The sequence below is a fragment of the Microbacterium sp. NPDC059771 genome (genome assembly GCF_042732495.1).
GTDB classification, from domain to species: Bacteria; Actinomycetota; Actinomycetes; order Actinomycetales; family Microbacteriaceae; genus Microbacterium; species Microbacterium sufflavum.
The window spans coordinates 341,075-358,647 of the sequence record NZ_JBHWHK010000002.1 but is presented as its reverse complement, the minus strand read 5'-3'; the positions used below and the strand labels follow the sequence as shown (position 1 = coordinate 358,647).

Annotated in this window: 21 protein-coding genes, 1 tRNA gene and 1 pseudogene; 11 read left to right on the top strand and 12 right to left on the bottom strand. The window is 72.8% G+C overall.

What is annotated here, in order from left to right; translation table 11 throughout:
• Nucleotides 1-7: 7 nt before the first annotated feature.
• Complete coding sequence (locus tag ACFV3I_RS15535) at nt 8-499, bottom strand: FBP domain-containing protein (protein ID WP_136036670.1); 492 nt, start codon at nt 497-499, stop codon at nt 8-10.
• 293 nt (nt 500-792) lie between these two features.
• Between ACFV3I_RS15535 and ACFV3I_RS15530 the strand changes: the two genes are divergently transcribed.
• Nucleotides 793-1,140, top strand: a complete 348-nt coding sequence (locus ACFV3I_RS15530; protein WP_136034834.1) for a hypothetical protein — start codon at nt 793-795, stop codon at nt 1,138-1,140.
• 19 nt (nt 1,141-1,159) lie between these two features.
• Here the strand turns inward: ACFV3I_RS15530 and ACFV3I_RS15525 are convergent, their stop codons facing one another.
• The gene (locus ACFV3I_RS15525) at nt 1,160-1,561 is read right to left on the bottom strand and encodes a hypothetical protein (protein ID WP_136036669.1); all 402 of its coding nucleotides are present in this window, start codon (nt 1,559-1,561) and stop codon (nt 1,160-1,162) included.
• A gap of 192 nt (nt 1,562-1,753) precedes the next feature.
• Between ACFV3I_RS15525 and ACFV3I_RS15520 the strand changes: the two genes are divergently transcribed.
• Nucleotides 1,754-1,960 carry a CsbD family protein gene (locus ACFV3I_RS15520; protein WP_136034830.1) on the top strand — a complete coding sequence of 69 codons (207 nt, stop codon included), beginning with the start codon at nt 1,754-1,756 and terminating at the stop codon, nt 1,958-1,960.
• A gap of 70 nt (nt 1,961-2,030) precedes the next feature.
• Here ACFV3I_RS15520 and ACFV3I_RS15515 read toward each other — a convergent pair whose 3' ends face one another.
• A complete protein-coding gene (locus tag ACFV3I_RS15515) occupies nt 2,031-2,195 on the bottom strand; it encodes a hypothetical protein (RefSeq protein WP_017829325.1) in 165 nt (54 codons plus the stop codon).
• A 121-nt stretch (nt 2,196-2,316) separates the two neighbouring features.
• Between ACFV3I_RS15515 and ACFV3I_RS15510 the strand changes: the two genes are divergently transcribed.
• The 5 genes and pseudogenes from ACFV3I_RS15510 (at nt 2,317) to ACFV3I_RS15490 (ending at nt 6,523) form a co-directional block, all read left to right on the top strand.
• On the top strand, nt 2,317-2,583 hold the full coding sequence (locus ACFV3I_RS15510) for a Rho termination factor N-terminal domain-containing protein (RefSeq protein WP_378823521.1): 267 nt from the start codon (nt 2,317-2,319) through the stop codon (nt 2,581-2,583).
• A 6-nt stretch (nt 2,584-2,589) separates the two neighbouring features.
• A complete protein-coding gene (locus ACFV3I_RS15505) occupies nt 2,590-3,666 on the top strand; it encodes a YbdK family carboxylate-amine ligase (protein ID WP_378823519.1) in 1,077 nt (358 codons plus the stop codon).
• Nucleotides 3,667-3,704: 38 nt separating this feature from the next.
• Nucleotides 3,705-5,119: pseudogene (locus ACFV3I_RS15500) on the top strand (MFS transporter).
• A gap of 130 nt (nt 5,120-5,249) precedes the next feature.
• Complete coding sequence (locus ACFV3I_RS15495; protein ID WP_136036666.1) at nt 5,250-6,293, top strand: iron-containing redox enzyme family protein; 1,044 nt, start codon at nt 5,250-5,252, stop codon at nt 6,291-6,293.
• Nucleotides 6,290-6,523, top strand: coding sequence for a CDGSH iron-sulfur domain-containing protein (locus tag ACFV3I_RS15490; RefSeq protein WP_136034818.1), 234 nt, complete (start codon nt 6,290-6,292; stop codon nt 6,521-6,523). Before ACFV3I_RS15495 ends, ACFV3I_RS15490 begins: the two co-directional genes overlap by 4 nt.
• Here the strand turns inward: ACFV3I_RS15490 and ACFV3I_RS15485 are convergent.
• Complete coding sequence (locus ACFV3I_RS15485; RefSeq protein WP_378823517.1) at nt 6,505-7,284, bottom strand: YggS family pyridoxal phosphate-dependent enzyme; 780 nt, start codon at nt 7,282-7,284, stop codon at nt 6,505-6,507. The genes ACFV3I_RS15490 and ACFV3I_RS15485 overlap by 19 nt on opposite strands.
• Nucleotides 7,285-7,360: 76 nt before the next feature.
• Here ACFV3I_RS15485 and gabT point away from each other — a divergent pair, with 76 nt between their 5' ends.
• Together gabT and ACFV3I_RS15475 are read left to right on the top strand one after the other, a co-directional pair.
• Nucleotides 7,361-8,704, top strand: a complete 1,344-nt coding sequence (gabT, locus tag ACFV3I_RS15480; RefSeq protein ID WP_378802783.1) for a 4-aminobutyrate--2-oxoglutarate transaminase — start codon at nt 7,361-7,363, stop codon at nt 8,702-8,704.
• A 28-nt stretch (nt 8,705-8,732) separates the two neighbouring features.
• Nucleotides 8,733-9,452 (top strand): glutamine amidotransferase, encoded by a 720-nt coding sequence (locus tag ACFV3I_RS15475; RefSeq protein WP_206252764.1) that lies wholly within the window; start codon nt 8,733-8,735, stop codon nt 9,450-9,452.
• Nucleotides 9,453-9,495: 43 nt separating this feature from the next.
• On the opposite strand, the gene ACFV3I_RS15470 is transcribed toward ACFV3I_RS15475, so the two are convergent.
• Nucleotides 9,496-10,041 carry a peroxidase-related enzyme gene (locus ACFV3I_RS15470; RefSeq protein WP_136034809.1) on the bottom strand — a complete coding sequence of 182 codons (546 nt, stop codon included), beginning with the start codon at nt 10,039-10,041 and terminating at the stop codon, nt 9,496-9,498.
• 119 nt (nt 10,042-10,160) lie between these two features.
• Between ACFV3I_RS15470 and ACFV3I_RS15465 the strand changes: the two genes are divergently transcribed.
• Nucleotides 10,161-11,012, top strand: coding sequence for an AraC family transcriptional regulator (locus ACFV3I_RS15465; protein WP_136034807.1), 852 nt, complete (start codon nt 10,161-10,163; stop codon nt 11,010-11,012).
• Nucleotides 11,013-11,014: 2 nt separating this feature from the next.
• Here ACFV3I_RS15465 and ACFV3I_RS15460 read toward each other — a convergent pair whose 3' ends face one another.
• The 5 genes from ACFV3I_RS15460 to ACFV3I_RS15440 all read right to left on the bottom strand — a co-directional run bounded on the left by ACFV3I_RS15460 (nt 11,015) and on the right by ACFV3I_RS15440 (nt 15,034).
• On the bottom strand, nt 11,015-12,127 hold the full coding sequence (locus tag ACFV3I_RS15460) for a DegT/DnrJ/EryC1/StrS family aminotransferase (RefSeq protein WP_378823515.1): 1,113 nt from the start codon (nt 12,125-12,127) through the stop codon (nt 11,015-11,017).
• 42 nt (nt 12,128-12,169) lie between these two features.
• Nucleotides 12,170-12,243, bottom strand: a tRNA-Cys gene (locus ACFV3I_RS15455).
• A 14-nt stretch (nt 12,244-12,257) separates the two neighbouring features.
• Nucleotides 12,258-13,490 carry an aminotransferase class I/II-fold pyridoxal phosphate-dependent enzyme gene (locus ACFV3I_RS15450; protein WP_378823513.1) on the bottom strand — a complete coding sequence of 411 codons (1,233 nt, stop codon included), beginning with the start codon at nt 13,488-13,490 and terminating at the stop codon, nt 12,258-12,260.
• Nucleotides 13,487-14,842, bottom strand: a complete 1,356-nt coding sequence (locus ACFV3I_RS15445) for an aminotransferase class I/II-fold pyridoxal phosphate-dependent enzyme (RefSeq protein WP_136034802.1) — start codon at nt 14,840-14,842, stop codon at nt 13,487-13,489. The genes ACFV3I_RS15450 and ACFV3I_RS15445 overlap by 4 nt, the downstream gene beginning before the upstream one ends.
• 42 nt (nt 14,843-14,884) lie before the next feature.
• Entirely contained in the window at nt 14,885-15,034 is a 150-nt protein-coding gene (locus ACFV3I_RS15440; RefSeq protein ID WP_168387185.1) for a hypothetical protein, read from the bottom strand.
• 170 nt (nt 15,035-15,204) lie between these two features.
• Here ACFV3I_RS15440 and ACFV3I_RS15435 point away from each other — a divergent pair, with 170 nt between their 5' ends.
• A complete protein-coding gene (locus ACFV3I_RS15435) occupies nt 15,205-15,894 on the top strand; it encodes a DedA family protein (RefSeq protein ID WP_378823511.1) in 690 nt (229 codons plus the stop codon).
• 18 nt (nt 15,895-15,912) lie between these two features.
• On the opposite strand, the gene ACFV3I_RS15430 is transcribed toward ACFV3I_RS15435, so the two are convergent.
• Together ACFV3I_RS15430 and ACFV3I_RS15425 are read right to left on the bottom strand one after the other, a co-directional pair.
• Nucleotides 15,913-17,001, bottom strand: coding sequence for an alkene reductase (locus tag ACFV3I_RS15430; RefSeq protein ID WP_378823510.1), 1,089 nt, complete (start codon nt 16,999-17,001; stop codon nt 15,913-15,915).
• 39 nt (nt 17,002-17,040) lie between these two features.
• Entirely contained in the window at nt 17,041-17,535 is a 495-nt protein-coding gene (locus tag ACFV3I_RS15425) for a MarR family winged helix-turn-helix transcriptional regulator (protein ID WP_378823508.1), read from the bottom strand.
• Nucleotides 17,536-17,573: the final 38 nt, after the last annotated feature.

Below are 17,573 nucleotides of genomic sequence, written 5' to 3'. Positions count from 1 at the left end.
CACGGCCTCAGGCGGTCCCGGCCACCTCGGCCAGGAACCCGGTGACGTGCTCCTGCAGCCGGATGATCCGCAGGTCGCGCGCGAGCTCCCGGTCGTAGCCCTGGTACGCGAGGGGCGGCAGCATCCGCACCGAGCGGTTGCACTCGAACCCGGCGCAGGCCAGCACGCCGACCGAGTCGCCCTTGCGTCCGGCCGGACCGGCCTTGCGGGCGACGAACAGCTGCACGTCGTTGCGGAGGGTCACGTCTTCGCACCACGAGCACTGGGCGCGGGCGAGCACCCGCTGTTCGGCGCGCTGCAGCAGCACGCCCACCGGGGCATCGTCGACCCAGGTCACGACGTAGGCGCGACGGGGCTGCTTGGGGTCGGTCCAGCCGAGGAAATCGAGCCGATCGAAGTCGATGTCGGCGAAACCGGCGGGCAGGGTGAGGTCGGAGACCTCCTTGCGGGAGGCGTTGAGGAAGGAGGCGCGGATGTCGCGCTCGTCGAGGGGACGCATGGGTGTGTGCTTTCGGACGGTCGCCGTGCGGCGAGTCGGTTCAGGTGGAGGACCCCGGACAGGAGCCGGGTACGGTGCAGCACCGGGGACGGGGGTTCCGCCTCCGGCCGGTCCTCAGCCTCTGCCCGCGGCGCTGAACGCGCCTGCGGCTCCGCTCCGCGCCCCGAGGGCGCTCATCGACGACAGCACCCGGCGAGCCTACACCCGATTGTTTCGCCCGATGTCGCCCGCCCTCGCGTCCCGCCGCCCGCGCCGCCTACTGTGGCCGGAACGCCGAACCGAAGGAGACCACCGTGTCCACGTCGCCCCACCGCCTGTCACCCCTCGAGGTGAGCGAGCGTGCGACGTGCATGTGCCGCGCGGGTGGCCGCTGCTCCTCGATCGCACCGGGACACGCGCTGCACCTGATCCAGGCACGCCTGGCCGCCGCCACACCCGCCGACTGGGCGGACGCGCTGGTCGAGTCCGCCGATCCGGTGACCGGCGACCTGGTCGTGCGCACCCTCGACGGCACCGCGCACGCGCTGTGGAACGGCTCCGGCGCCGCGCTCGAAGCGGCCGTCGGCACCCCCGTCGCCCTCCACCTCCCCTACGGCGTGCTGGCCGTGGGAGACGCGCGCTTCAACGTCGCCACCGTCTGACGGCGACCGTCCTGCCGGGTCAGGCGCTCGCCATCATCATGTCGCGCACGGCCATGCACGCGTTCATGCACGCCTGGCACGCCTGCGCGCAGAGGCGGCAGACGTCGCTGTGATCGGCGTGCTGCATGCACTCGTCCATGCACATCTGGCACATGGCGATGCACGCGTCGAGCATCGCCATCATCGTCGCGGGGGTCATGCCCTGCATCCGCAGCATCGACCGCATCATCGTGTGGCACATGTCGGCGCAGTTCATGCACGCGGGCGCGCAGTCCATCAGCTGCGTCGAGCACACGGTGCACGCCTGCTCGCACGCGGCGCACGCGTCCATGCAGGCCTGCAGCACCGCCATGTCCATCATCGCCATGTCGGGCATGGACTCCATGCTCTTCGACATCGCGCCCATCATCGTCGCGTCCATCGGGCTCCGCTCCCTTCGTCGAGGACAGCGGGCAGGACCACCCGCCTGGCGCCAGGCTAGCCGCTGCGGGGGCTCGCGTCGATGGGGGCGGAACGCTGACACGGCAGGGAGCGATTGTCAATCCCGTGGACCCTCGTCGCGGCCGGTGCGAGGCTCGGAGAGCAATCGATCCGCCGAGGAGAGGAGCCCCACATGAGTGGCGCAGACGACATGAAGAACTCCGCCGAGAAGCTGGGCGGGAAGGTCAAGGAGGGCGTGGGCAAGCTCACCGACAACGAGAAGCTCGAGGCCGAGGGCCAGGCGGATCAGGTGAAGGCCGACGCCAAGCAGGCCGGCGAGAACGTGAAGGACGCCGCAGGCAAGGCCGGCGACAGCGTCCGGGACGCGTTCGACCGCTGATCCCGCCCCGCTGATCCCACGAAGAGGGGGAGGCCCGCCGGACCGGCGAGCCTCCCCCTCCGCATACGGGTCAGACCTTGCGGCTGCCGCTGATCGCTCGGATCAGCCAGGCGATCACGGCGATAGCCAGGAGCACCAGACCGACCCACAGCAGGAACTGGAGCGACTGCACCAGTCCTCCGGTGATCGCGAGGATCACGGCGATGACGATGACGATGATCAGGAGGATGTTCATCGGTCTTTCCCTTCTCTGGGGGCGCGGGCGCCCGACTGCGGTGCCCTCACGCTAGACCGCACGGACACCCTCGTTCGAGGGGGTTGACTTCCACCCTCCGAGTGCGCGAAGGAGCAGAGCAATGCCAGGAGCACGCAACAACTCCCTGAAGGACCCGGAGCTGTACGAAGAGCTCCGCGACGACGGGGCCTCGAAGGAGAAGGCCGCACGCATCTCCAACGCCGCCGCCAGGGACGGCCGCAGCACGGTCGGCCGCCGGGGCGGCAAGCACGGCGACTACGAGAACTGGACGGTCGCCGAACTGCGCAAGCGGGCCAAGGAGATCGGACTGACCGGCTACAGCGGGAAGCGCAAGGCGGAGCTCATCTCCGCTCTGCGCAACCACTGAGGCGGGATGGCGCGCTTCGGGATCGAGGAGGAGTTCCTCCTGCTCGATGAGAACTCGCTGCTGCCCGTCGGCCTCTCCGGCGACATCCTGGAGCGCATCGGCGACCGCACGCTGACCGGGCGGGTGACCACGGAGTACCTGGCGTCGCAGCTCGAGTGCCTCACCGAGCCGGTGTCGACCGCGGAGGCGGCGCGACGCCAGTTGCGCGGCCTGCGCGGCCTGCTGGGCGAGCACGCACGCGCCCTCCACGCGGTGGCCGCCCCGACCGGGAGCCCGTTCACCACCGCGCGCTCGCCCCGGCTCTCCCCGTCACCGCACTACGACGACGTGGCCCGGCGGCTCGCGCACCTGACGCGCGAGCACGAGGTGAACGGCCTGCACGTGCACGTCGAGGTGCTCGACGAGGAGGAACGGGTGCGCGCGCTCAACCGCCTGCGCGGCTGGCTCCCGTTGCTGCTCGCGCTGAGCGCCAACAGCCCGTTCGCCCACGGCCTCGACGCGGGCTTCGCGAGCTGGCGGAGCATGCTCATCCGTCGACTGCCCTCATCGTGGTGCCCGCCGCGGTTCCACGACCTCGACGACTACCGCGCCCGGGTCGGGCAACTGCTCGCCCTGGGCACGATCGGCGAGGCCAGCTCGTTGTCGTGGGCGGTGCGGCTGTCCGAGCGATACCCCACCGTCGAGGCACGGATCGCCGACGCGCAGCTCACCGCCGACGATGCCGTGCTGTCGGCGCTGCTGTGCCGGGCGATCGCGCTGAGCACCGAGCAGCGGCTGGCCGAGGAACGCATGGACGCCCTGGACGCGTCGGTGTGGACGGCGGCGCGGGCCGGGATGGGCGCGCGCATCGTCGACCCGCTGTCGGGCGAGGTCGCCGACGCGTGGGCGGTCGCGGAGGGCCTGCTCGCCGAGATCCGCCCGGTGCTGCAGCAGCTCGGTGACGAGGCCGCGGTCGACGAGGCCCTGGGACGCCTGCGCGCGGAGGGAACCGGCGCCGAGCGGCAGCGGACCGCCTACCGCGACGGCGGTCGCGAGGGGCTCACGGAACTGCTCCGCGCGGGGACGGCGACCGCGTCGGCCTGACCCGCCCCGGCGTCCGCGGCCGGGAGTAGGGTCGGCTCGTGGCCTCCTTCGCCCCCCTCCAGCGGCTCGTCATCGCGATCGCGGTGCTCGCGTCCTTCGTGACCTTCCTCGACGGCACGGTGGTGAACGTCGCGCTGCCCGCCATCAGCCGTGAGCTCGGCGGCGGCATCACCACGCAGCAGTGGGTGGTCGACGCCTACCTCATCACTTTGAGCGCGCTGATCCTGCTGGCGGGGTCGCTGTCCGACGCGTATGGCCGGGTGGTGGTCATGCGCATCGGCCTGATCGCGTTCGGCATCGCCTCGATCGCGGTCGCCGCGGCGGTCGACCCGCTCATGCTGATCGTCGCCCGCGCGGCCCAGGGCGCGGCGGTGCCCTGCTCGTGCCGAGCTCCCTGGCGCTGATCACGGCCACGATGCGCGGCGACGTGCAGGCGAGGGCCATCGGCGTCTGGACGGCCTTCACGACCGCGGCACAGCTCGTCGGGCCGCTGCTGGGCGGCCTGTTCGTCGACTTCCTGTCGTGGCGGTTCGTGTTCCTCATCAACGTGCTGCCCATCGGCGTCACGCTGCTGCTGCTCGCTCGGCTCCAGCTGCCCGAGCGGCCCCGCGGCGTCGGGGTGGACTGGTGGAGCGGTGCGCTGTGCGCCGTGGGACTCGGCGCGGTCGTGTTCGCCCTGATCGAGCAGCCCAACCTCGGATGGGGCTCGCCCGCGATCTGGATCCCCGCGGTCGCGGGCGCCGCCCTGTTCGCCGCGTTCCTGCTGCGCCAGCGCCGCTCGGCCGCCCCGCTCATGCCGCTGTGGCTGTTCCGCGTGCGCGACTTCGGCTGGGGCAACCTCGCGACGCTGTTCGTGTACGCCGCGCTCTCGCTCAACGGCTTCGTGGTCGGGGTGTACCTGCAGCAGGGCGCCGGGCTCAGTGCCACCGCCGCGGGTCTCGCGAGCCTGCCGATGACGATCCTCATGATCCTGGTGAGCTCGCGCGCGGGAGGGTGGGCGGGGCGCTGGGGTCCGCGCATCTTCATGACGATCGGTCCGCTGATCATGGCGGCCGGTGCGCTGATGCTGCTGACCGTGTCCGCCGAGTTCGACTACTGGTGGCAGGTGCTTCCCGCCATGGTCGTGATGGGGCTGGGCCTCTCGCTCACGGTCGCTCCGCTGACGGCCGCGATCCTCGGCGCGATCGACGAGAACCACTCGGGCATCGCCTCGGCCGTGAACAACGCGGTCTCGCGCGTGGCCGGGCTCCTGGTGGTGGCGATGCTGTCGACGATCGTCGGCGGCGCCCTCGACCTCGACGGTTTCCACAGCGCCGCCTGGGTCACGGCCGCGCTCCTGGTGCTGGGCGGCGTGGTGTCGTGGATCGGCATCCGTCGCAACCCGTCCGAAGACCCGACGGCCTCCGCGGAGGGCGCCCCGGCTCCGGCCCCGCCCGTGCCCGGTCGCGGCTGAGAGCACGAGACGTCCGCGCGCAGGAGCGCGGTCGCTGCATGCCTCCCCGACGGCTCGGCGTCAAGTCTCTGGCTCCGTTCGCGCGCTCGCGCGATGATGCCGGTGATCGATCCGATGGGAGCCCCTCCACATGACCGTCTCCACCCTCGACACCGACACCGCCGTCGGATTCTCCCCGCGCGGCCCGCTGTCGGCCGCCGTGCTGTCCTGCCTCGTCCACGGCGACGACAGCGTCGACCTGCCGGAGCTCGCGGCGACCGCCGTGGCCGAGACCACCGACGTCGTCCGCGACGACGACATCCAGCTCGCCCTGTTCGTGCTGTACGCGTCGTCGTACGGATCGCTTCCCGCGCTCGACGCATCGCGGGAGTGGGACGCGGGCGTCATCACCGCCCGCCGCCTCCTGGAAGACGCGTTCGAGGCGGCCCTGCGCGAGACCGTGCCGGTGCCGGAGCTGCCCGAGCCGACGGTCGACGCGGTGGGCCGGGCCCTGTTCGCGCTCGCCGCCGCCGACACCGGACCGAGCGTGGCGCGCTACATCGCCAAGAAGGCCACGCGGGAGCAGGCGGAGGAGTCGCTGATCCTCCGCTCGATCTACACGCTGCGCGAAGCCGACCCGCACTCGTGGGCGATCCCGCGTCTTACCGGTCGGGCGAAGGCGGCCCTCGTCGAGATCCAGTCGGACGAGTACGGCGGCGGCCGGCCGCAGCGCGTGCACGCGGAGCTGTACGCCAGGGCCATGCGGGCCGCCGACCTCGACGACACGTACGGCGCCTACGTCGACGACGCCCCCGCGATCACGCTCGCCTCGCACAATCTGATGACCCTGTTCGGGCTCAACCGCCGGCTGGTCGGCGCGATCGTCGGGCACCTCGCCGCGTACGAGATGACGTCGTCGATCCCGTGCCGCTTCTACGCGGACGGGCTGCGGCGCCTCGGCTTCACCGACGAGGTGGCCGCCTACTTCGACGAGCACGTGGAGGCCGACGCGGTGCACGAGCAGATCGCCGCGCGCGACCTCGCCGGCAGCCTGGCGGAGGACCGCCCCGAGGTGCTCGGCGACATCGTGTTCGGGGCCGCCGCGTGCCTCACCGTGGACGGCTGGGCGGGACAGCACATGCTCGACGCCTGGGCGGCCGGCGCCTCGGCGCTGCGCGGGCGGGAGTCGTCATGAGCGGTCGCGACGAGCCGGTCACCGTCACCCCCTACCCGGACGGGCCCCTGCTCGTCCGCGGCGACATCGAGCTGCGGTCCGCGGACGGCGCGCTGATCGACCCCGGCCGCCGCACGGTCGCGCTGTGCCGCTGCGGCCTGTCCGCCGTGAAGCCGTTCTGCGACGGCACTCACAAGGCGGCCGGCTTCCGGACCGACGACGAGGGGCCGCGTCAGCCCTCCGGCCAGTAGTAGCTGTCGGGCAGGGCGCGCGCGCCGAAGATCGCCTGCCCGACCCGCACGCACGTCGCCCCCTCCTCGACCGCGATCTCGTAGTCGCCCGACATCCCCATCGACAACTCCCCGTCGCCGATCAGGTCGGGATCGTCCGCCCTGGCGCGGTCGCGGAGCTCGCGCAGCACGCGGAAGCACGCGCGCACCCTGGTCTCGTCCGGGGTGAGGATCGCGAGCGTCATGAGCCCGCGCACCCGCAGCGACGAGTACACCGGCAGTGCCTTCAGGAACCCGGACAGCTCCGTGGGCGGCATGCCGAACTTCGAGTCCTCCGCGGAGGTGTTCACCTGCACGAACACGTCGAGACCGCGACCGGCCGCCTGCAGCCTTCGGTCCAGCGCCTCGGCGACCCGGAGCCGGTCGAGTGCCTGGAACTCGTGCGCGAACGCGGCGACATCGCGCGCCTTGTTGGTCTGCAGGTGTCCGATGATCGCCCACGAGACGTCGAGGTCTTCCGTCTCACGGTGCTTGCGCACGGCCTCCTGCACCTTGTTCTCGCCGAGGAGCCGCAGCCCGGAGTCGATCGCGATGCGCACCCGCTCGGTCGGCACGGTCTTGCTGACCGGCAGCAGCCGCACGCTCGCGGCATCGCGCCCGGCGCGGTCGGCGGCGGCGTCGATGCGCGCGCGGACGGCGGCGACGTTGGCTCGGAAGTCGGCGACGGTGGTGGCCGTGGGGTAGCGGGCGGAGGTGTTCTCCTCGTCGACTGACTTTGACATAGGCCAAAATCTAACATAGCGTCGAGTCACGCCGCGCGCCCGCCGGCCGTCGCCCTCCCTCCGAAGGAGTCCGCCCATGACCGTGCCCGGCCTGTTCTCCGACACCGCCCTGATCACCCCGCGCCTGCGCACCGAGGTGCCCGGCCCCCGCAGTCGCGCGCTGCACGAGAGGCGCCTGCGCGTCGTGCCCCGCGGCGTCGGCAGCGTGCTGCCGGTCTACATCGAGCACGCCGACGGTCCGTGGGTCACCGACGTCGACGGCAACCGCTTCCTCGACCTGGGCAGCGGCATCGGCGTGACCACGATCGGGCACACCAACCGCGCGGCGGTCACCGCGGCGGCGGATCAGCTCGACCGCGTCACCCACACCCTCTTCACGGTCACCCCCTACGAGGGCTACGTGCACCTCGCGGAGCTGCTCGCCGCGCACACCCCCGGCGACCACGAGAAGCGCACGATGCTCGCGAACTCCGGCGCCGAGGCCGTCGAGAACGCCGTGAAGATCGCCCGCAGGCACACCGGCCGCCGCGCCGTCGCCGCTCTCGATCACGCGTTCCACGGCCGCACGAACCTGGCGCTCGCGATGAACCACCGGGCCGTGCCGTACGGGGCGGGCTTCGGCCCGTTCGCGCCCGATGTGCACCGCGTCCCCAACTCCTACCCGTACCGCGACGGCCTGAGCGGCGCCGAGGCGGCGGCCCGCACGATCGGCTACCTCGAGCAGCGGATCGGCGCGGGCGACCTCGCCGCCGTCATCGCCGAACCCATCCAGGGCGAGGGCGGCTTCGTCGTGCCCGCCGACGGCTACCTGCCCGCGCTGCAGGAGTGGTGCACGCGCCACGGCGTGGTCTTCATCGCCGACGAGATCCAGACCGGCCTGGGCCGCACGGGCACCTGGTTCGCAAGCGAGCACTTCGGCCTCGTGCCCGACATCGTGCTCACCGCGAAGGGCATCGCGGCCGGACTGCCGCTCGCGGGAGTGACCGGCCGCGCCGAGATCATGGACGCACCGGACCCCGGCGGACTCGGCGGCACGTTCGGCGGCAACCCCGTGTCGATCGCCGCGGCCGTCGCGGTGTTCGACGAGCTCGCGGAGGGCGAGTTCTTCGACGACGCTGACCGCATCGGCGCGCACCTGCGGGCACGGCTGACCGAGCTGGCGTCGCGCCACCGGATCATCGGCGACGTCCGCGGGATCGGGGCGATGCAGGCGTTCGAGCTGAGCGAGCCCGGCACCACGCGGCCCCTCGCGGGTGCCGCGACGGCCATCGCGGAGTTCGCCGCGCAGCGAGGCATCCTGCTCCTCACCGCGGGCAGCGACGGCAACGTCATCCGTTTCCTCCCCACGCTCACCACGACCGACGCGCAGCTCGACACGGCGGTGAGCGTGATCGACGACGCCCTCGCCGCACTCGGCTGACCGCGACTCCCACCCGACCAGGAGACCCATGAGCGCATCGACCCCCACGCGCACCGCCCTCGCTCTGCGCCATGTCGCGTTCGAAGACCTCGGCATCCTCGCGCCGCTGCTGGAGGAGCGCGGCTACCGCGTCCGGTATCACGACGCCGGCGTCGACGAACTCGACCGGGCCGAGGTCGCCTCGGCTGATCTGGTGGTGGTGCTCGGCGGCCCCATCGGCGTGTACGACGACGACCGCTACCCGTTCCTCGCCCCCACGAAGGACGCCCTGTCGGCACGACTCGCGGCGGACCGTCCCACGCTCGGGATCTGCCTCGGCGCCCAGGTGCTCGCCGAGGCGCTGGGGGCTCGGGTCGCCCCGACGGGCGGCGTCGAGATCGGGTACGCGCCGGTGGACCTCACCCCGGACGGGCGCACCTCACCGCTGTCGGCGCTGGACGGCGAGCCCGTGCTGCACTGGCACGGTGACGCCTTCGAGATCCCCCCGGGCGCGCGCCACCTCGCCCGCACGCCCGGCTTCCCGCACCAGGCGTTCTCGCGGGGTCGTGCACTCGGGCTGCAGTTCCACGTCGAGGCCGACCACCGCACGATCGAGCGCTGGCTGATCGGCCATGCGCACGAGCTGCACCACCGCGGCATCGACCCCCGCTCGATCCGGAGACAGGCGGCCGCGCACGGCCCCCGACTCGAGCACCGCGCGCGTACGGCGATCGGAACCTGGCTCGACGAGGTCGAGCCCGCGCACTGAGAAGGGGCCGGATCCCCCGCGGATCCGGCCCCTTCCCGCGTCGTCACGCGGCGCGACGCAGCGGCACCGTCGGGAAGTCGATCGGCACGTCGAGCGCGAGGTTCACGTAGTTCGTGAACAGGTTGAGCGCCACCTGGCCGATCGTCTCGACGATCTCCTCGTCGCTCCAGCCCTGGGCGCGCACGGCGTCGACCTCGGCGGAGCTCACCTGCCCGCGCTGCTCGACCACCGCGAGCGCGAAGGTCAGCAGGGCCGCGGTGCGCGGGTCCTCCGAGGTGCCCTCCTGCGCCGCGGCGAGCGCGTCGGCGGAGAGCCCGGCCTTCTTGCCCAGCGCGGTGTGCGCCGCGAGGCAGTAGCCGCACGAGTTGCGGTTGGCGACGGCCACCGCGATCTGCTCGCTGAGCGCGGCTCCGAGCGAACCGCCCCCGTAGGCGCCGAACGCGCTCCACATGCTGGTCAGCGCGGCCGGGGAGTTCGCCACGGCCCGGAACATGGCGGGGACGGCGCCGAACGCGGCACCGATCTGGTCGAGCTGGTCCTTGACGGGTCCGGTGGCGGCGTCACGGTCGATGAGAGGGACATTGGGCACGGGATGCTCCTTTGTTCGATCGGGCCGGGTGTCGACCCGCCCTCAGTCTTCTCGAATCCCCCGGACGATACGCATCACCCGGTCTTGCATTCACCGCAGATCGTCCAGAGAATGAAGAGGTGCCACCCCTCGACCGCCTCACACCCCTGCTCGATCGGTTCCGCGTGCGCACGCGGCTCTTCCACACCGGGCCCCTGTGCGGAACCACGGAGTTCGCGGCGAGCCGAGGACAGGGGTTCCTGCACGTGCTGCGCCGCGGCGAACTGGAGCTGACGTATCCGCGCGTCGACGGCGGCCGTGCGCGCGAGCGCATCACCCGCCCGAGCCTGCTGTTCTTCCCCCGCCCGCTCGACCACACGTTCCTCAACGCCCCGACCGCGGAATCCGACTTCGCGTGCGCCACGATCGACGTCGACGGCGGTGCCACCCACCCCCTCGTCCGCACGCTGCCGCCCGTGATCGTGCTGCCCCTCGACGAGGTCGCCACCCTCTCCCCCGCGCTCGACCTGCTGTTCGCCGAGGTCGACAACGTCCGCTGCGGTCGCCCGCTGCTCGCCGACCGCCTCTTCGAGGTCGTGCTGATCCAACTGCTGCGGTGGATGCTCGACCACCCCGACGGCCTCGCCCTGCCGCCCGGGCTGCTGCCGGGCCTCGCCGACGAGCGGCTCGCCCCCGCCCTGGTCGCGATGCACGAGGCCCCCGGAGAGGCCTGGACGCTGGAGGCCCTCGCCCGCCGCGCCGCCCTGTCGCGCAGCGCCTTCGCGGCCCGCTTCAAAGAGGTCGTCGGCCGGGCGCCGGGCGACTACCTCACCGAGTGGCGGCTCACGATCGCGCAGGAACAGCTCCGCGCGGGCATGACGGTCAGCGCGGTCGCCGCGGAGCTCGGCTACGCGAGCGCCTCCGCGTTCTCCCGGGTGTTCACGCAGCGTCTCGGCCACTCGCCGCGTGCGTGGCTCGGTCTCGCCGCGTAGCCTCAGCCGCCCGCCGACATCGTGGCGGTGAGCCCGGAGACGACGCGGTCGAGCTCGCCGTCCGTGAGCGAGGGGTGCACGGGGATCGACAGCACCTCGGCCGCGGCCCGCTCGGTCTCCGGCAGCTCCACGCCCTCCGCGTAGCGCGTGAGAGACGGCAGTCGGTGGTTCGGGATCGGGTAGTACACGCCCGTGCCCACGCCGTGCTCCTCGCGCAGCGCCTCCCGCACGCGGTCGCGCTCCCCGTCCGCGATGCGCACGGTGTACTGGTGGTACACGTGCTCCGCCCCCTCCGCGACCCGGGGCACGGTGAGCCCGTCGATGCCGTCGAGCGCGGCGTCGAGCACGGCAGCGTTGCGCTGCCGCTGCGCCGTCCACGCCGCGACCTTGCGCAGCTGCACCCGGCCCACCGCCGCGTGCACCTCGCTCATGCGGTTGTTGTAGCCGACGATCTCGTTGGCGTACTGCGTCTCCATGCCCTGATTGCGCAGAAGCCGCACACGGCGGGCGATGCCCTCGTCCGCACAGGCGACCATGCCGCCCTCGATCGCCGTCATGTTCTTCGTGGGGTACAGGCTGAACATCGCGAACGACCCGATCGTGCCGGCAGGGCGACCCCGCCACGACGCGCCGTGCGCCTGCGCGGCGTCTTCGAAGATCGCGAGGCCGTGCGCCGCGGCGACCTCTTCGATCCCGTCGACCAGGAACGGGTGGCCGTACAGATGCACCGGCATGACGCCCTTCGTGCGCGGAGTGACGAGTGCGCGCACGTGCTCCGGGTCGAGGGTGAAGTGCACGGGCTCGATGTCGGCGAACACCGGGGTGGCGCCGGCGAGCACGACCGAGTTCGCGACGGCGGCGAACGTGAACGACGGCACGATCACCTCATCCCCCGGCCCGACGCCCGCCGCGATCAGTCCCAGCAGCTGCCCGCTCGTCCCGGAGTTCACGGCCACGGTCGTGCGCCCGCGGAGGAACTGGGCGGCGAACTCCTCCTCGAACGCCGCGACCTCGGCGCCCTGCGCGAGCATGCCGCTGCGCAGCACCCGCTCGACCGCAGCCACCTCCTCATCGCCGATCAGGGGTTTCGCGGCGGGGATGAGCTGGTCGTGCATGGCGGTGTCCTTCGTCGTCTGGTCGGCTCGGGCGAGCCGGTCTGGAGGTGGAGGCAGGAATCGAACCTGCGTGCACGGTCTTGCGGACCGCGACCTGGCCACTCGGTCACTCCACCGGGTCTCTACGGCGTCAGCTCCCCGGCGGGGAGTAGCCCTGGAGGAACCCGCCGAAGCGCCGCAGTGCATCCACCAGCACCGCCGCCTCCGGCAGGAACGCGATCCGCAGGTGGTCGGGCCGCGGCCAGTGGAACCCGCGGCCGTGCGCCAGGAGGATCCCTTCCGCGTCGAGCAGGTCGAGCACCAGACGCTCGTCGTCGAGCACCGGGTAGCGCGCGGGGTCCAGCCGCGGGAAGAGGTAGAGCCCGCCGCCCGCCTCCGTCACCTCGACACCGGGGATCGCCCGCAACGCGGCGGTGGCGGCGTCGCGCTGCACCGTGAGCCTGCCGTCGGCGGCGACCAGGGCGTCGAGCGAGGTGTCGTGCTCCAGCGCCGCGGTGATCGCGTGCTGCGCCGGCACGGAGGCGCACATGCGCAGCGAGGCCAGCAGCCGCAGTCCGGACAGGAACGGGTCGTCGGGCGCGAAGCCGCAGGTCACCGCCCACGCGGCGCGGTACCCGGCGACGCGATGGGTCTTGGACAGTCCCGCGAACGTCACGCACGGCTGATCCGACGCGACCGCCGCCATCGACAGGTGCGCGTGCCCGGGATAGACGACCCGGTCGTAGATCTCGTCGGACAGCAGCAGGAGCCCGTGCCGTCGCGCCAGCTCGGCGATGCCCTCCAGCGTGCGCCGGTCGTACACCGCGCCCGTGGGGTTGTTCGGGGTGATGACCACGATGGCCACCGTGCGCGGGCCGATCAGCGCGGCCATCGCGTCGAGGTCGGGCAGCCAGCCCTCCTCCTCGACGCAGGGGTAGTGCACCGCGGTGCCACCGGCGAGCACCGTGGACGCCGTCCACAGCGGGTAGTCCGGACTCGGCACGAGCACCTCGTCACCGGGTTCGAGCAGCGCCTGCAGCACGAGGCCGACCAGCTCGGAGACGCCGTTGCCCACCGTGACGTCGTCGAGGTCCACCCGCGGGAAGCCCGTGCGCCGGGCGTAGTGCGCCGCGATCGCCTCCCTGGTCTCGACCAGGCCGAGCGACTCGGAGTATCCGTGCGCGTGCGGCAGGGCGGCCCGCAGCGCCTCCACGATCACCGTCGGCACCTCGAACCCGAAGGGCGCCGGGTTGCCGATGTTGAGCCGCAGGATCTCCTCGCCTCGGGCCTCGAGCTCCGCGGCCCGCGCGGCCACCGTGCCGCGCAGGTCGTACTGCACGCCGTCGAGCCGCGACGAGCGCCCGACGCGCAGCACCCCGGTCATCCCGCGGACTCCCGCCCCGCGACCGTGACGACCGCCGCGACATCGTCGGCCAGGCGCTGCAGGTCGTCGTCGTCGAGGTCGTGCACCGTGAGGCGGAGGTGGCGGGCGCCCGGCCCCCCGTGCTCGAGCGCGAAGTCTGCTCCCGAGCGCACGAGCCAGCCGCGCGCGGCGAGACGCTCGGCCGCGCGCGCGGCATCGTCGTGCGCGTCGAGCCACACGTTGAGCCCCGCCCCGTCGTCGGCCGCGATCCCGCGCTCGCGCAGCAGTGCCACGAAGTCGGCGTGGCGGGCGGCGTAGTGCGCGCCGGCTCTGGCGATCTGCTCCCGCACATCGGCATCGCGCAGCATGCCGGCGGCGAGACGCTGCATCACGTGACTGACCCACATCGTGCCGGGGCTCAGTCGCAGGGCCAGGCGTCCGGCCGTGACCGGGTCGGACGCCGTGACAGCGAGACGCAGGTCGGGTCCGAGGAACTTCGACACCGAACGGACCAGGGCCCAGCGCTCATGGGTGGGCGCGATGATGCTGGCGTAGGGCGTGGGGGCGAGCAGCGAGAAGTGGTCGTCCTCGATCAGCAGCACGTGCGGGTAGGGGGCGAGCACGGCGCGCAGTTCGGCCGCGCGCGCGGGGGTGATGCTCGCGCCCGTCGGGTTGTGTGCGCGGGGCGTGCAGACGATCGCGCGCACCCCGCTGTCGAGGGCCGCGCGCACGCCGTCGACCGTCATCCCCTCGGCATCGACCGGGATGGCGACGGGGGCGTACCCCGCGAGCCGCGCGGTCTGGATACTGGAGAGGAAGCACGGGTCCTCCAGCCCGACGCGGTCACCCTGCACGAGCGTCTGGGCGAGGAGCCGCTCGACCGCGTCGACCGCCCCCGCCGTGACCGAGAGCCGGAACGGGCGCGGGTGGTCTTCGGCGATCCACGTGGTCGCCCATTCGGCGAGCTCGGGGTCGATGACGGACTCGCCGTACAGCACGTGTTCCGGGCGCACGGTCGCGAACGCCGCGGCGAGGTCGGGAAGCAGCGCCGCCTGCGGGTTGCCGCTGCCGATGTCGCGCAGCACGGTGCCCGGCGTGAAACCCTCGTCGGGACCGGTCCCCGGGCCGAGCACGGTGGTGCCGGTGCGCCCGCCGGTGGCCGCGATGCGCGCGACGACGAGGGCCCGGTAGGCCGCCAGCACCGTGTTGCGGTTGACGCCGAGACGCTCGGCGAGGGTGCGCACGGGAGGCAGCTGGTCGCCGGCGGCGAGGGCGCCGCGCTCGACGAGGTCGCGGATGCTGTCGGAGATCTCAGCGGCGGTCGACCCGGCGATCCGGTCGTGGAGGGGATCGCGCGAGTCTTCCGAGGCCATGCCTCGACCGTAGGCCAGATATTGACCTATGTCAAAGCCGGGCTAAGGGCGGTCGTCCACCTCCACGCCGTCCTCCCGCTCCTCCTCACCGAGGTCGGTGACGTCGACCTCCGGGGCGTCGCCCTCGCCGTTGTTCGCCGTCGGCGGTTCACCGTGGAACCCGGTCGTCTCGTCGCGTCGCTGATCGGACATGTCTCCTCCTCGGGGTCGGATGTCCCAGCATCGGCCGACCGGACCTGCGCGCACCAGCACCTTGACAGGACGCGCGAGCGTGCGGCACCCGCGCAGGTGGAGCCCAGGGAGGGGCGATACCGTGCAGGGGACCCCCGCACGATCACCGCGATCCCCCGACAGAGGACACGATGACCCACGGCACCCTCGCCCTCGCCGCCCCCCAGTCCGGATACGAGGGCTTCATCGGCTGGGTCCTCAGCCTGATCGAGTCGCTCGGCGAGGTCGGCGTCGGGCTGGCCGTGCTCATCGAGACCTTCGTGCCGCCGATCCCCTCGGAGGCGATCCTCCCCGCCGCCGGCTTCCTCGCGTACGACGGACGCATGAGCGCGTGGGGCGCCTGGGCGGCCGCCACGATCGGCGGTCTCGTCGGGGCCTGGATCTGGTACGCGATCGGTGCCGCGATCGGCCGGGACCGCACACGACGTCTCGTCGGTCGCATCCCCCTGCTCGACCACGACGACTTCGACAAGGCGGAGGCGTTCTTCCAGCGGTGGGGTGGCCGCGCGGTGCTCCTCGGCCGGTGCGTGCCGCTGGTGCGCTCCTTCATCTCCATCCCGGCCGGCATCGAGCGCATGGCCCTGTGGCGCTTCACGCTCTACACCACGGTCGGGTCGGCGGTGTGGAACGGCATCTGGATCGGCCTGGGCTTCGCGTTCGGCCCCGCGGTCCGCCCGATCCTGGAGCAGTGGAGCGGCCTGCTCTCCGACATCGCGGTCGGCGCCATCGTTCTGCTGCTCGTGGTCTTCATCGCGCTGCGCATCCGGCGGCGGATGCGCGAGGCGGCCGCGCGGCGCGAGCAGGAGGAGGGGCCGGCCTGACGCCGACCCCTCCCGCCGTCAGTTCTCGGAGCGCACACCCTCGAGCGACGGGTAGTCCACGTACCCCTCGGCCGTGGAGCCGTAGAAGAGCTCGGGACGCGGCTCGTTCAGCTCCGCGCGGGTGCGCCAGCGCTCCACCAGGTCGGGGTTCGCGATCACCGGGCGGCCCGCCGCGACCGCGTCGGCCCACCCCTCCGCCACCAGCTCCTCCGCGGACTCCCGCGTGGTGGGCACGCCGAAGCCCGTGTTGACGATCAGCGGCGCGCCCGCCACCCGGCGGAGGTGCTGCACGAGGTCGCCCGACGGCTCGGCGTGGAGCACGTCGAGGAACGCGAGGCCGAGCGGCGCGAGCCCCTCGGCGGCCGCGGTGTAGGTGGCCCGCACGTCATCCGCGTCGTCTTCCAGAACACCCTGGATGCCGTGCTGCGGCGACAGGCGGATACCCGTGCGGTCCGCACCGACCGCGGCCGCGACGGCCGCCGTGGCCTCGATCGCGAAGCGCGCGCGGTTCTCGGGCGACCCGCCGTAGCGGTCGTCGCGCACGTTCGACACCGGCGACAGGAACTCGTGCACCAGGTAGCCGTTCGCGCCGTGCACCTCGACCCCGTCGAAGCCCGCGGCGTCCGCGTTGCGCGCGGCCTGCGCGAACTGCTCCACGACCACGGGGATCTCGTCGAGCGTGAGCGCGTGCGCGACGGGAAGGTCGCGCTTCCCCTCCGGCGTCCGGGTCTGGCCGGGGGCGGCGAGGGCGCTCGGCCCCACGACGCGCGGCTCACCCGAGATGGCGGGGTGCCCGACGCGTCCGCCGTGCATGAGCTGCATCACGATCGTGCCGCCGGCCGCGTGGACGGCGTCGGTGATGCGACGCCACCCCTCGATCTGGGCGGGGGTGACGATGCCCGGCTGACCCGGGTAGGACATGCCCTCACGGGCGGGCCAGGTGCCCTCGGAGACGATGAGGCCCTGCCCGGCCCGCTGGCGGTAGTACTCCTCCATGACCGGCGTCGGCACGCCGTCGGCGCCGGCGCGGGTGCGCGTGAGGGGCGCCATGACGACGCGGTTGGACAGCGGCAGGGCGCCGAGGACGGCGGGGTCGTAAAGAGTCACAGTGGGGACCAATCCCCGCAGCGCCCGCGGTATTCCCGCTCAGCCGCCGCCGAGGTCGGCCAGCAGGGTCGCGAAGTGGTCGAGGTCGGCGGTCGACCACTTCCGCAGTCGTTCGCCGATCCGCCCCTCGTAGCGGGAACGCGCGAGTGCCACCCGCTCCTGCGCGAGGGGCGTCGCCACGAGCCGACGCGCACGGCGGTCCTCCGGGTCGGGGATGCTCTCGACGAGTCCGAGCTGTTCGAGCTGCCGCACCTGCCGGCTGACCGCGGACTTGTCGGTCTGGAGCCGCTCGATGAGGGCACCGGCCGACGTCGCCTTGCCCGACAGGATCGAGGTGAGCACCTGGTAGCCGAGCGGCTGCAGCTCGGGGTGCACCGTCACCGCGGCCTCGCGCCAGGCGACGCGGATGCGGGCGATCAGTCGCCCGAGCTCGTGCTCGACGCGCACGACGGCGGCGTGATCGACGCCGATCTCCGGCGACGCGGAGGTGTCGACGGCGCCCTCGCCGGGGGCGGGGTCGGACGGGGCACTCATGCCGCCAGTGTACGGCGAAGCCCCGCCACCTCCGGGGT